The sequence below is a fragment of the Haemophilus haemolyticus genome, assembly GCF_001008205.1.
GTDB classification, from domain to species: Bacteria; Pseudomonadota; Gammaproteobacteria; order Enterobacterales; family Pasteurellaceae; genus Haemophilus; species Haemophilus haemolyticus_Q.
The window spans coordinates 1-15,286 of record NZ_LCTK01000014.1; the positions used below are offsets into that span (position 1 = coordinate 1).

The window sequence follows — 15,286 nt, forward strand, 5'->3', positions numbered from 1 at the left end:
TATTTTTCCGTATCTTGACGGCTCGTAACAGTGAGATTTTGAATGCCAGCTTCCCAACGTTTCGCTTTAAGATTCGCTGCATCAAGGGTTAAGCCGCCTTCTTCACTGTTCGTGATGATTTTATCCGCTGTGAAATGACTATTTTGCCAACGTTCACTATCCGAGTTAGATTTGCCCTTAGCAGCATTGACCGAACCCTCTATACCAAATCCGTAACTATTACCATTGGTTCCAACAAAGACGCCTACACTTCCTCCTACAGATTTATTTTCTGTGCGTTGATGCTCTTCGTCTTTCACGCCTTTTATCTCAATCCCTTTTTTGCCTGATAATGCCATTAATTTCGCATTCGCATCGACGCCTTCAAAGGTGAGTTTTTCATCGCGTGCTTTCGCATTAAACGTACCGGTGTTCACCATTGATTTTTGATGACTAATACTCCGGCTTTCGCTGGTTTGAGTTTGTTTTTGACTACCATAACCAATACTAATCTTCACAATACAAAAAGTGCGGTCAATTTTGAGAAGTTTTAAAACTCTTTTAAAATTGACCGCACTTTATATCTAGATATTTTAAATTATATACCTTTCAGATAGCTAAAAGTTTACAATCCACTAAAACCTAACGTTAGAAAACTTGATATTTTCTGAAATATTTATCCTATAAAACTCAATGGTCTATCTTCTCTTTTGCTAAAATCGCAAACACTGCAATAACAAAAGCATAAGGATAAACATCTTCTAGAAAATCTACAAAATTTTCTACACGTCCATACCGAACCAACTCGGTTATATATAAAATAATAACACCAGATAAAACAGCGATAGATAATTTAAATAGTTCTATAATAAATTTCATTCTTTATCCTTACTTTTCATTTTCTCTTCTCTCTGATCAAGAAAATTATTGCAACACTCCCAGATCTAGCTGCCCTAACTCCAGATTCAACAGGGTCTTTATTATCTTTAACAATCCCTTTCAATGTAATTTCTGTGGAAAAAGCATTAGAAAAAGTAGATCTTGCTTATGCGAAGTTGGATGTGAAATTATAAGATTTATGAAATCTTTTTATATATAACACATTATATTTTATTTAAAAGCACTCAACACAGATTGAATCTTATTAATTATTAGACTTAACTCATCAGTCTTAATACAAGACACTTTCACTCCCCAAAATTGCTCGTCAAAGAAACCCACACTCTTACTTGCTCTTATATTAGAAAGTAATAATCTATCCTCAATATAATCTAAGTCATAACTTCTATTCTTATTAAAAACAACTATTACTTTAGATAACCCACTAGAACTATTTATTACAAAAGGATAAAACCCTTTGTTTACATACTCCATATAGTCTATCTCCCATAAATATGGGTTTACCTCTCCACTCTGTTTAACTAGATTCAATTTTTCGAAAAAAATATCTTCATTATCTATAAACTCTTGATAATCAATTTTATTTTCTTTTATTAATTCCTCAATAGCATATGTATATCCAAATCCCTTTGCCATTAGATTAATCATTAAATCCCTATCATCCAAATAAAATAAATCATCATTTATATTGGAGAAAATTTCCAATTCAGGATTAAAGTAATCAATAAGATAGCTTGCTTTATTAGAAGCCAATTGGGGTGGATAAATATTCATATCGATACATAGGTTAACTGAAAAATAATCTGTATCTACAATATTATCTATTTGAATAGCAAAGCTATTAAAATTCCCTTTGCTATCATATATCCCTGGATTTCCGATAATCATCTTTTTCTTAGCTAGTTATAGATTTATACCCTAGTATTATTCGTACATTTAAGTGTCAATCTAAAAATAATGTAATAACAATACTATTATAGTATCATATGAAAAGCTTCCATGGGTAAATTACCATTATGATCTACAACTCAGAAGTTATGAAAAAACTTATAGAAGTTTCATCATAATTAGTGATCCCAAATTTCTTTAAGTCATTATCATTTAATGAATAAACTCCCAATACATCAGGATCATCTGAATCAATAGATATAAATTCTTTTATCTGATTTGCTCCTATTTTTATTTCTATTCTTAAAAGGATTTCATCAGTAACATTACTATATATTTCAATATATCTTCTAACTTTTTGCATCATATTATCTCTATACTATGGTTCTATCTTCCTTTTAGGTTCTGCAGGTTTAATCTGCTCCCCAGTTTTATAATCAAAAGCACCTAGATGCTTTCCTCTCCTATCATATTTTTCTAATTCTCCATGCTGAGAGTCCCATTCATATATTTTTCCATCTGGATCTTTCCATCTTGCTCTTAATTTTCCCCCGCCTTGAACTGGTGTCTTAGGTTTAGCTGGTTTTAATCCTGAAATGCCTGTTATATCTACTAATTTAGGATTTGGATGGTATTTTTGATTTAATAGCACCCCATCTTTCCAATCCCCAACCTGACTTTCACCTCCAACTAGAATATGACTCCCCTTATCATTATTTAGTATTTGATTTCCGCCTGTATTTGTTGGCAAATTATAATCTGCTGGATACTCAATACCTCCTGTATGATTAACAAAAATTCTTGGATCAACTACAGGTTTACCACCATATGTTGTTGTCACTAAACTTGGATCGACTGGCATATATCCGCCATCTGCATTCGGAACCCAAACCTTATCACCGAAAAGCTCTTTATTATTAACAAAACCACCATCTGTCAAGATTTGCTCATTTATATAAGAAACCTGTTCCTTTGTTAATTTGGACATAGCCTCAGGATCTCTCATCGCAGCAGCCACAATAGCAACTTCTTTTTCATTAGGCGATAAACCTATACCAATTGAAACACCCGCTATCCCTGAAAGGGCTTGCAAACAAGTTCTTGAACAAACAAGTGTGAAGCCCTCAGCAGCTAAAGCAACAAAATTATTATTCTCCACCGCCCTTTTAGCCGTCTCAGTCCCAGAAGTCGCAGCGATGAAACTCCCACCTTGCTCTGTTGTGGTGCCATTCGCTTTCGCTGTCAATGCCGCAGCCAATCCACCCGCCAATTGACTTAACGTACTAATGTTTTCCTTCTCATTTGCCGTTAATTCACTGACCGGTTTGCCATAAGCTCTCGCGATGATTTCAGCTGTTGCCTCACCAGTTACCCCGGCAATTGCCCCCGTCAATGGGTCTTTGCCTGTCACTTGGAATTCCACCGCAGAAAGCAGCGCATGCGCCATCAGATTCGCGGCTTTGTCTTTTGCCGTATCGCCTGCCGTCATCTCGTGGATGGTTTTGTTGAGATAAGGTGAAGCTAATGCGACAAGACTGCCTGCGGTATCGTTTTGTGCTGCCGCTTGTAATGCCGCTGTCACCGCTCGAATCGCCATCCCTTTTTCACTACCAATTCCATAAGTGCGGTCGATTTCACCTTGCGTTTTCGTGATTTCTGTTTGAACGTTTGTCAGTTGTTGCTTAATGGCGGCAAGCTGTTGTTCATTACCCGCTTGTCCCTTCAACGCTTTTGCTTGCTCTTCCAGCTTAAACTTCTCAAGCCCTAGCTTGTTAATTTTCTCACGCTCATTATACGTGGCGATGCTTATCGCGTTGTTGCTGATGTCACCTATCACTTTCGCCATTTCTTGGCGTTCTTGCACTTTTTGTAAATCTTGCTTTTCAACACGTTGATTCGCATTTTTGGTGTCACGTGAAAGTGCGGTCAGTTTTTCCGGTGTTTCAGTCTCTATCTGAATATTGTCGCTGATAGCTGATTGGGTGGTGCTGCGCGCGCTTTCATTGGTGTTACCTAATAAACTGAGGGTGGAGCTGATAGCTTGCATCGGGTTAATGCCTCCCGTGCCTGCCCCCATGCTCGCACTTTCGGTTTTAATCTCACTGCGATTTTCAATATCGGTATACGTAAGCGATTTTGTTTTAAAACGGTTTTTACTTGCATCAGCATCACTTTCGATGATGGCACCATTCAGTTGGGTATGGTTGTGGATATGGGCATCCATGCCATCCTCACCCACACGAATACCGGTTTGTTCATTGACTTGCGCATAATCCACTTTCGCCTTGTTATAGGAGGCACTCACCGAAGCACCACCTCCTGCCCCCTGTGCCATCGAGCCGCTTGCACTCGCACTCGTTTGTTTGGATTCGTATTTCTCTGTATCTTGACGGCTCGTTATCGTCAGATTTTGAATATCCGCTTCCCAACGTTTTGCTTTGAGATTCGCAGTATCAAGGCTGAGGTTTCCTGCTTCGCTATTTGTGATGAGCTTATCCGCTTGCAAGTGACTGTTTTGCCAACGTTCGCTATCCGAATTCGACTTGCCCCTCGCCACATTCACCGAACCCTCAATACCAATTCCATAACTATTGCCATTGGTTCCAACAAAGACGCCTACACTTCCCCCTACAGATTTATTTTCTGTGCGTTGATGCTCCTCGTCTTTTACACCTTTTATCTCAATCCCTTTTTTGCCTGATAATTCCATCAATTTCGCATTCGCATCCACGCCTTCAAAGGTGAGTTTTTCATCACGGGCTTTTACATTAAACGTACCAGTGCTCACCGTTGATTTTTGATGACTAATACTCTGGCTTTCGCTACTTTGTGTTTGTTTTTGGCTGCCATAACCAATACTCACCTTCATACTTGGGCTGGATGTCGTCCCTGTATTCTGCATATTACCAGCTCGTAAGGCATCTAAGGTTTCTGCCACCTTACCCACATTTTGAGCCGCCATTGTCGCTTCTTCCGCGGCTTTCACTGCATAAAGTGCCTTGAGTTTTCCATTGGTGACTTGTTGGCTGCGATTCACACTGTTATAAGCCGCCTGTGCCATATCGGTTAATTTCAGTTTGTTTATTTTTAGTTAGATACAAGCACGCATCAGGAGATCTGAGCTATTGAGTGTCTCATTTAATAAACAATGTTATTTGAGAAAGTTCCTTTAACTCATTAAATTCAAAATGAATATACTTATTATTAATACTATACCTAATCCAATTATCAGAATAAGCTTCCAGCTTTCCAAATTTTACCATTAGATCATTTTGACTAAATTTATTATTTAATTCCCCAAAAAGCTGTTCTAAAAAAGGGTGATCATAATACTCATTGTTATATTTATTTACATAAAAAAATATAGATTCCAAAAACTCACTATCATTATTTTTAGAAAAAACAAAATCAACTCCTCTTTTAAAAAAGTGAAAATAAGTATGTCGAATATTATCGCATTCAAAATACTCCACTTCAAAATCCGTAGCCACAATAGAAATAGCTTTTAATATTAAGTTACTACCTTGTTTTTCACCCAAAGCATTTAAAAAAATATTTATATCGCCCACAAAATTTTTCATTTAATTCCTCTACTTTTATTTCTTATAATAATTTCCTTTATTGCCTCTTCAACCGCCAAAGAATCATAACCTTTATCTATTAAAGATTTTCTCATATGATTAATATCACAATCTTGTGCGTAGCATAAATTACTAGCATCATTAACTATTTGAGCTTTTGTATTTTCCCCCCATATGTTCTACTATTAATATGTGTATCTGATACAAGCGCGCGTTAGGAAACACGCGCCACCTGGGGGTAACATGAATATAAAAATTTTATTTTCTATATAAATACAGAATCATAATAATAAAAGAAGAAATGAATGAAAAGCTAAAGACTTTAATAAGTTTGTCATAGTCGAAAACACCCTCATTCATATAATCCAATAAAACAAAAAGAAAAATCAATAGTGTTGTCGACAAAGAAAATATTAAACTTGCATATATTAGATAGCATAATTTTTTCATTATTTTTTCATCCTTAGATAGTGGTTTACTAACCAACGTAAGTACGTAAACCTTTATTTTATATACAGGAATAAATAACACATCATTGATGTTCAACCTTGTTTTATCAAAAGATAATAATTTACTTCTTCATACCAAAAATCAAATGAATAACCATAGCTATAACAGAAACAATGATAGATGCGATTGCAGTCCGTATAAAATCCCCTGTAAACAGCCCATAAATAAAATAATCAAGCACACCTAGAATCAATTCAAAAACAATAAAACATAATAAGCAAGAGAATAAACAATAAAATATTTCATCATTTACCACCTTCTTTTTGTTTATTTTTAGATAAATAAAAATATGCCTCAGAACATGCTCTCTATTTAGGTGGAGATATCTGAGTAAACATCATTATACTACTTGCTATTCTTCAATCTCCCTATTATTTAAAATCAAATTTAAATCATAAAGAAAATCCTCTTTTTCATCTTCTTCTAAAATAGAAATTAGCTCATCAAGGTTATTATTCAATAAAATCTCTTGTATTTCATTAAAAACTATTTGATGACTCAATATATGCCTTGCTCCATTAGTTATAATAAAAATTACATTTAGCATTAACTTCTCAATTAACAAATCAAAATGCCCATCAAAACTATCTAAAGCTCCTCCCCATTCATTAAATTCTCCATGCCAATTCTTTATTTTCCCTTCAGTAAATTTACGTTGACACCAAATGTAGGCATCGTCAAAAAACCATTGTTTTAAAGTTTCATAATTAACTCGTTTTGCCATTATTTTTCTCCATTATGTTTAATTGCTTTTCCGTTATTGTCAAAAACATTTACCTTTATATTTGGATAGCGTTTGGTAAATTGGTCTACTACACCTAAACAACTTAAGCAAGCTGGACGCTCAGTAAATATTGTGACTTGACCTTTTGCTTGTCTATTAGAACCTAATTGATCAGCTAAATTAGATAAAATCTTATACTCAGAATCAACTCTTCTATCTATCAAATCTCCCTTTTTATTAGGTAATTTTAGAGATTCAAATTTTGTTTCTCCTTGCCCAACAAAACTACCTTGTGCTTTATCTATTTGACTATGACTAACTAATTTTCTAGTGGTTAATCCATCAATATTAATTTGAGCAACGGCTGCATTCCCACTTCTCTGCAACTTAGGTGATAAAGTTGATCTAGCCTCTGACAATTGATGACGATAATCAGGTATCATTAAAACACTACCGGTAGGTTTTTTACTTAAATCTTTAACAACTTTTTCAAACCCAGCTTTCTGCTTCATTGCTAACTCCTCTTTTAATTTAGGATACAATGCTGCGTTCTCAGCACCACTTGAACGATAATCCTCATCCCCAACATTAGTACGCTTATACCCATCCATTCCCGAAGTCGGATAAGCTTCATTTTTTCCACTAATTAAGCTCTTAACTTTGCTAAATCCAACTTTTGCATAGCCTGCCGCAGCACCAAAACCCATTGCTGTACTAGCTTCCATCAAATTCAAACCAAATTTTGTGGTATCCGAAAGCTTGCTAAAACTTTCTGCATTTTCACTTTCAACTAAATTAGATAATGCAATACGATTTGCTGTATTTAAATCATTTGGATAATACACCGTCATACGACTAAAGAACCCCAAATTTCTCTCAAGCTCTTCACCCCCTGTGTTCATTTCATGTAAATGTGCTGTTTCACAAGCCACATTCCCCTTACACGCTATGAGTTGCTGGCGGTTTTCCTCACTAATCCCTTTATATTTCTCTAAAATCGGTTTAGTATCACGGCCTTCTTTTTGTGCTTTGCTCAGTTCTCGAATGAGATTCTCAACATCTGCAACACTTAGGTAATTATTTTCTACCGCCCTTTTAGCCGTTCCAGCCCCAGAGGTGGCAGCAAGGAAATTCCCCCCTTGTTCCGCTGTGGCGCCATTCGCTTTCGCCGTCAATGCTGCAGCTAATCCGCCTGCCAGTTGACTTAACGTGCTAATGTTCTCCTTCTCATTGGCTGTTAATTCACTGACCGGTTTGCCATAAGCTCTCGCGATGATTTCAGCGGTTGCCTCACCCGTCACCCCTGCCACTGCACCCGTCAATGGGTCTTTGCCTGTTACTTGAAACTCCACCGCGGAAAGAAGGGCATGTGCCATAAGGTTAGTCGCTTTGTCTTTTGCGGTGTCTCCTGCCGTCATCTCGTGGATGGTTTTGTTGAGATAAGGTGAAGCTAATGCGACAAGACTGCCTGCGGTATCGTTTTGTGCCGCCGCTTGTAATGCCGCTGTCACGGCACGAATTGCCATGCCTTTTTCACTACCTATGCCGTAAGTGCGGTCGATTTCACCTTGCGTTTTCGTGATTTCGGCTTGAACACTTGTCAGCTGTTGCTTAATGGCGGCAAGCTGTTGTTCATTACCCGCTTGTCCCTTCAACGCTTTTGCTTGCTCTTCCAGCTTAAACTTCTCAAGCCCTAGCTTGTTAATTTTCTCACGCTCATTATACGTGGCGATGCTTATCGCGTTGTTGCTGATGTCACCTATCACTTTCGCCATTTCTTGGCGTTCTTGCACTTTTTGTAAATCTTGCTTTTCAACACGTTGATTCGCATTTTTGGTGTCACGTGAAAGTGCGGTCAGTTTTTCCGGTGTTTCAGTCTCTATCTGAATATTGTCGCTGATAGCTGATTGGGTGGTGCTGCGCGCGCTTTCATTGGTATTGCCCAATAAGCTCAAGGCACTACTAAGCGCCTGCATTGGATTCACTCCGCCACTGCCCGCACTCATGCTCGCACTTTCGGTTTTAATCTCGCTTTTATTTTCAATATCGGTATGCGTGAGCGATTTTGTTTTAAAGCGGTTTTTACTTGCATCAGCATCACTTTCGATGATGGCACCATTCAGTTGGGTATGGTTGTGGATATGGGCATCCATGCCATCCTCACCCACACGAATACCGGTTTGTTCATTCACTTGAGCATAATCTACCTTAGCTTTGTTATAGGAGGCACTCACCGAAGCTCCGCCACCTGAACCATACGCTACCGAGCCACTTGCACTCGCACTCGTTTGTTTGGATTCGTATTTCTCTGTATCTTGACGGCTCGTTATCGTCAGATTTTGAATATTCGCTTCCCAACGTTTCGCTTTAAGATTCGCTGCATCAAGGGTTAAGCCGCCTTCTTCACTGTTCGTGATGATTTTATCCGCTGTGAAATGACTATTTTGCCAACGTTCACTATCCGAGTTAGATTTGCCCTTAGCAGCATTGACCGAACCCTCTATACCAAATCCGTAACTATTACCATTGGTTCCAACAAAGACGCCTACACTGCCCCCTGCTGATTTATTTTCTGTGCGTTGGTGCTCCTCATCTTTTACACCTTTTATCTCAATCCCTTTTTTGCCTGATAATTCCATCAATTTCGCATTCGCATCCACGCCTTCAAAGGTGAGTTTTTCATCGCGGGCTTTTATATTAAGCGTACCAGTGCTCACCGTTGATTTTTGATGACTAATACTCTGGCTTTCGCTACTTTGTGTTTGTTTTTGGCTGCCATAACCAATACTCACCTTCATACTTGGGCTGGATGTCGTCCCTGTATTCTGCATATTACCAGCTCTTAAGGCATCTAAGGTTTCTGCCACCTTACCCACATTTTGAGCCGCCATTGTCGCTTCTTCCGCGGCTTTCACTGCATAAAGTGCCTTGAGTTTTCCATTGGTGACTTGTTGGCTGCGATTCACACTGTTATAAGCCGCTTGCGCCATATCAGTCACTGGTGTACTCAAGGCAATTGTCACGCCAGATTGTTTATACTCATGCCCCTCTTTACGTTCAATAATATCTTTTCCGGCTTCGACCTTCACGCTTGCACCTTTAATATCAATGCGATTCGTGTTTGGCGTAATCATATCCGTTCCCATGACATTCGAATGGTTGCCCGCACTCACTGTGATATTGCCATTCATTGAACCCAGCGTGCTACGTGCATCTGATTGTGTCCAACCTTCCGTTTCATAATCATGTTTTTCTGATTTCGAACCAACGGTAAAACCAATACCGCCGTCTGTGAACACACCTCTGGTTTTCTTGGTTTCCACGCGCTTATTTTTGAAATGATTGGTATCCGCTGCAATATCAACATCATGTCCAGCCTGAATATGCAGATCATTATCCGCAATAGCCTGCATACCTTTCGCCTTCACGTCATGACCTGCTGAAAGCACCACCTCTTTACCGCTCACCTGAGTGCCGACTTGAGTAACGGAGTGTTGTTTGTCAAGACTGGTTTTGGTCGTTCTAGCAAGGCTGCCACTTTTCGTTTTGTGAAACTCCTCAAAATCTCGGCTTTCTTTTGCACCATTCAGCACAAGGTCATTTTTAGCAATAGCCATTAACTTCGCTTCGCTATCCAACTGTGCCCCTTCGGATAAAATATTTTTACCGGTTAGCTCAACATCACCTTTGCCTTTTATGCGGCTGACTACCGCTTCTTCCACTTTCTCATGACGGTAATGATTGCCTGCGCCCATTTTCTCATCAAAGCCCACTGAAAGTGCGGTCAGATTCATGTTATTTTTACTTTGAACAAGCGTATTGCCATTGCCATCGTTAATAATATCTGCACCTTTAGCGTTCAGATTATTTGATGAGAGTTCTAACTGGCCATCTTCTCCTTTTACATGGAAAAGCGCTTTACGAGCCAATGTCGTTTCACTACGTTGGAAATGAGATAAGTCCACATTTGTCGTCATCGTGGTACTTTCGTGATTTAAATTACCGCCCACATCCACTAAGAGGGCGCGCTCAGCTTCCACTTTACCGCCGATATTATCGAAGTTATTCGTGGTTTTGATGTCTACTTTATCACCTGTAATAGTGCCTTCGTTTAATAAGCTTTCGGTATTTAATAACGTAAGCTTACGGCCTGCAATCGTGCCACTATTGGTTAAACGGTTACTCCGTAAATCAATCACATCCGCTGAAATCAACGCACCTTCGCCATTTAAGTCTCCTTTCTGCGCCATGGCATAGACACGAGGTGCCATCACTTTGACTTGTTTTCCGCTTGGTAGCGTCACTTCTTTTTCTTCAAACCAGACAATATCTGACGTAAGTTGTGCGACCTGAGCAGGGCTTAAAGCCACACCCGGGGTTAAGTTAAAGCGTTTAGCAAAGGTGATACCATTATCCATTAACCCTTTATATTGCGCCTCTAAATCTTGATAACCTGTTAAGAACATACGTCCCGTCAACTGATTAACTTGATCTCGCACTAAACGCTGCTCGTAATAGCCATCCCCTAAGCGTCTTAAGATATTTTGTGGATCACTGCGAAGTGCTTTAAACATATAGTCACCACTGAGCCATTGTTTACGATCGGTAAACTGTGGATCCGTTTCAATTAATGGGCGATTCGTTGCCTCGGGATTTGTTCGATAAAGGCTAGAGGTAGGCAAAGAAACATCCGCACCAATCGTACGAATTTCACTCAGTTCAGCTTTAGCATTCGATTGATTCACGCCATTGGCAACATTAATATTGTTCGCAAGTGCGATAGTTTCCATCGAAAGATTGGCTTTTTCACCTTCAGGCGTCACTGTCGTATAGGCTTCCGTACGCACTTGTTTTAAATCCAATTCTGTATCAGTGATTTTTTGGTAGTCATGACGGCCAGCCCAGTCTCGCTGATGATATCGTTTAACTCCGCCTCGCCAACGAGAGTAAGTCCACTCTTGATTCCCATTATCAACAACTCGAGTAATCCCCATTTCGGGTACATTGTTTACCCCCTCAGAAGGGTTATTAGGGTTATAAATCTTACCTGCCGCAATTATTTGGCTGCGGTTATTTTCCACATTACCGTTAAATTCAACATCGCCTTGACTTAAAATCTTACCAGGATGCGTTTCTTTCACCTTAGTTTCGCTGGTTATACGTTCTTTCACATTAATATCCCAGAAATTGGTAAAACGCTTACCCTCTATCTTTCTATTATGAGCTTCAATCGCATCACTTAAAGCCTTAAAAACGGGCTCATTCTCTAATTGCCATTTGAAATATGGTGCCAACTGCTCTTTATAAGGTTCTAATTTTTCCTCATATGCCTTCATTGCTACTTTATACTCTGCTAATTTAAGCTCATATTCCTGCATTTTTTTCTTATGGAATCGAGCATTTCCAAAATACATACGCGCTGGCATTTCAGGCTCTTCAGGCTTGATTAAAAGTTCTTTAGGAACGGTGACGTTTGGCGCCTCAGTTTTTGGTGGTGCCACACCTAAAGCAGCCCAAATCGGATCGTTTTTGTTATATTCAACAGTAGAGCAATTTGACTCATTCACACAAATATTCTCTCCTGGCTGAGCAATAATTTTGCCATCAATATTCGCATCTGTTGCCATTACTGGATTGTCTGTTTTATAAGCAACCTTGCCTGCGCGGCTAAATGAGACCCATTTCAACAGGTTAAAATTAATCCGCTCATTAGCATTTGGATTTCTGCCCTCAACTAAGTAATGTTCCTCTACCGTTTCACGTTTGACTTCCTCTAACCTTGTATTAATACGGGCATTTTTGTTTAAAGTTTGATGCATACCAAGGACAACACCACGTCCCTCAATCAAACTACCGCTATTTAATAATTTATCGCCTAAATCTTTTGATTGATTGTTTTCATCTAAAACGCGACCAAATACAACTTTTCCTTCAGAGGATAAGGTACCGCCAATACCGTTAAATGCCCAATTTTGAGTAAAGATTGTTTTACTGTTCTCAACAAAAGGCGCCGCAACATCTAGACGTTCTTTTGCCGCAACAACCGCTGATTTAATCGTTCCATCGGATTGTAATTCATCTGTATTCACTATTTTTTGACCAGCCTGTAAAGCAACATGACTACCATAAATACGACCAGTACCGATATTAGTTAATGTATCACCAGTCTTGATAACATTTTCTACTGTCCCTTTAATCAATCCTCGGTTGGTTATATTCTGCTCACTTGTAAGTGCGGTTTGTTTTCCTTGAATTTCAGCATTCTCTGTATTTTCAATATTCTTCGCATTAACTTGGGTATGACCTTCAGAAAGTAACCCTGCTTGATTAATCAAATGTCCTTGAGTTGTTAAACTTAATGAAGAACGACCAACTAAATCGCGTTGACTATCAAAATCCTGAACAAGTTGGATATTTGTATGGTTAGCCTCAATATCGCCATTACCAGAAAGTGCATTAACCTGAATATTCAGTTTTTCTGCTGCCTGAATTGAACCTTGGCTATTTTTTATGGAAGCGCCTTTACCCTGAATACGAATATCCCCTGTAGAGAATAATTCACCTTGCGTGTTGTCTAATTGATTAACAATATTCAATACCTGAGAAGAAACCGAATAAATCCCACCTTGTTTATTATCCAATTGCTGAGCATTCACCTCAGCCTTACCCGCAAGAATACCCTGTGTTGGTACTGATTGCGCATTACCTTTAGTATTTTGGTTATTTAGATTCGTGGTATTAACCGTTAAATCACCCTGTGCTTGAATGAGTGAACCTGCATTGCCTACTTTTTGGTTATTAATATCCCTTGCAATATTTAACGTTGAAGAACCGTCAGCAACAATCATTCCGGCTCGGTTATCCACGGATAATGCGGTTAAAGTTAAGTCTTTACCACTTAGCAAACGCCCTTCTCGATTATTTAAGAATTGATTATGCTGTGTAAGACTCATATTTCCACTAGAAAGTATTAAGCCTTTTTCATTATTTAACCCTTGTTCTAGGTTTAATGAGAAATCACGCGCACCTTGGCTTGCCCATCGACCATGTTGATTCTCCACCCTTTGCGCGGTTGCATTAATCCAATCCGCTTTTAAATTAGCATGCTGCGTCAAAAGTTGAGAAGGTGTACGCAATCCGATCTCGTTTTTTGCAACGAGCGTCGCTTGATTTGCATTAATTTCACCTTGATGAGCCACAATATGAACATCTTGGCCACTTGTCTGACTCTCGCTGACATCAACTGTTTGAGCTTGAACATCAACCTTACCAGAGGCGATATTTTTCCCTTTCGCCACAGTTGTTTTTGCTGTTTTTATTTCAAGGTTTTTAGTCTCACCAACCTCATCAACTTCGCGGACTTTACCATTTTCCTCAACACCCGCAGCTAATACAGAAGATTTGCCCGCTTCGACAGAATCCGCTTGATAACGAATATGCCCACCTGAAATAGTCGAGCCCATCTGAGTAATTTTATTTTTAGCATCAACTAGAACATCCCCTCGTGCTGTTTCAACTTTACCCTTTTGAACAAAATCAGACTTGGTTTTGATTTGGACATCTTGTTTACCGCTAATCACCCCTTCATTAACAATACGCCCTTGACTATCAATTTTCACCTCACCGATAGAGGCACCAATATGCCCCGCATTGCGTACACCAAGGCCTTGGCCGTTATCCACTAAATGGATTTTCTCTGCATACATCCCGCCCAATTGGCTTACATCCACGCTGTAGCTTTGGTTTTCGCCTTGGGTATCAGAAGTGCGGTCGGTTTTATCGGTGTTCTCATCACCCACGTAAACCACCGAATCATTCGTGCTATCGACTTTATTTTTTCCTGTAGTAACTTTAATGTCTTTTTTCGACCAAACCCCACCTTTGATTTCTGCTTTATCAGCGATAATATCGGTGTAATCAGATTGGCTGTTATCTATCCCTTTTTGGCCAACAGTCACCTTACCGCCTTTTACGCGATAGCCTTTCAACTCGCCATTTTCTACTTCTGCTTTACCGGTTGTTAGCGTTGTTCGCCCCGCATTAATCACACCACAGCCATCACATTGGATACCGCTTGGGTTCGCAATCACCACATCCGCTTTTTTACCCGCTACTTCCACATAGCCTTTTAAACGGCTTGGATTAGCTGAATTTACCTCGTTAAGAATGACTTTCGCTTCACCACGAGCAAGATTCGGGTTACCTTGTACCCAACCCGCTATTTGCGTTTGTGCTGCTTTACGAGCATTGTTTAACACAGCGCCTTTTTCTGCCACATCAAATTGCGAATATTGGTTACGTGATACCCCACCTGCACTTGGTGTTTGAATATTCACTTGCGGTAAACCATTCGCTGTTTGAAGCACCGTTGGTTGTTGATTACCCGGTGCTGATTTATCTGCACGAATCGCCATATCTTGTGCATGAGCAGAAGGCGATAAGAAGACAAAGCCTAATGCTAACATTAAGCTGAAATGAATAGGATTAAGTGAAAGTGCGGTTGAAAATAATCCTGTTTTTTCTTGTTCTGGACTCACATTTTCGCTTTGTGCTTTACCTTGAGATTTTGCTAACTCAGAGACCACCACAAACTGATTTAATACACGGCTAAAAATCACTTTATAATGACGTTTATTCATTTTTTAATTTCCTTTAAAGTTTTAAATTCTGTTTGGTTTTAATCAATTTATTCATCTAAAAGCGT

8 protein-coding genes are annotated in these 15,286 nt (G+C 39.1%); all 8 read right to left on the minus strand.

The features are described 5' to 3' along the window. On the minus strand, positions 1 to 497 hold a 497-nt coding region (locus tag AAX18_RS03365; RefSeq protein WP_196296019.1), incomplete at its 3' end, for a hemagglutinin repeat-containing protein. 172 nt (positions 498 to 669) lie between these two features. Beyond that, on the minus strand, positions 670 to 858 hold the full coding sequence (locus tag AAX18_RS03370; RefSeq protein ID WP_032825330.1) for a hypothetical protein: 189 nt from the start codon (positions 856 to 858) through the stop codon (positions 670 to 672). A 231-nt stretch (positions 859 to 1,089) separates the two neighbouring features. Continuing rightward, the gene (locus tag AAX18_RS03375; RefSeq protein ID WP_046952951.1) at positions 1,090 to 1,767 is read right to left on the minus strand and encodes a hypothetical protein; all 678 of its coding nucleotides are present in this window, start codon (positions 1,765 to 1,767) and stop codon (positions 1,090 to 1,092) included. Positions 1,768 to 1,900: 133 nt separating this feature from the next. Beyond that, positions 1,901 to 2,134 carry a DUF7683 domain-containing protein gene (locus AAX18_RS03380; protein WP_046952952.1) on the minus strand — a complete coding sequence of 78 codons (234 nt, stop codon included), beginning with the start codon at positions 2,132 to 2,134 and terminating at the stop codon, positions 1,901 to 1,903. 12 nt (positions 2,135 to 2,146) lie between these two features. Continuing rightward, on the minus strand, positions 2,147 to 4,828 hold the full coding sequence (locus AAX18_RS03385; RefSeq protein ID WP_046952953.1) for a colicin E3/pyocin S6 family cytotoxin: 2,682 nt from the start codon (positions 4,826 to 4,828) through the stop codon (positions 2,147 to 2,149). A 73-nt stretch (positions 4,829 to 4,901) separates the two neighbouring features. Further along, a complete protein-coding gene (locus AAX18_RS03390) occupies positions 4,902 to 5,348 on the minus strand; it encodes a hypothetical protein (protein ID WP_005637790.1) in 447 nt (148 codons plus the stop codon). Between the two features lie 862 nt (positions 5,349 to 6,210). Further along, a complete protein-coding gene (locus tag AAX18_RS03395; RefSeq protein ID WP_046952954.1) occupies positions 6,211 to 6,582 on the minus strand; it encodes a hypothetical protein in 372 nt (123 codons plus the stop codon). Continuing rightward, positions 6,582 to 15,221, minus strand: a complete 8,640-nt coding sequence (locus AAX18_RS08980) for a two-partner secretion domain-containing protein (protein WP_052748873.1) — start codon at positions 15,219 to 15,221, stop codon at positions 6,582 to 6,584. Before AAX18_RS08980 ends, AAX18_RS03395 begins: the two co-directional genes overlap by 1 nt. Positions 15,222 to 15,286: the final 65 nt, after the last annotated feature.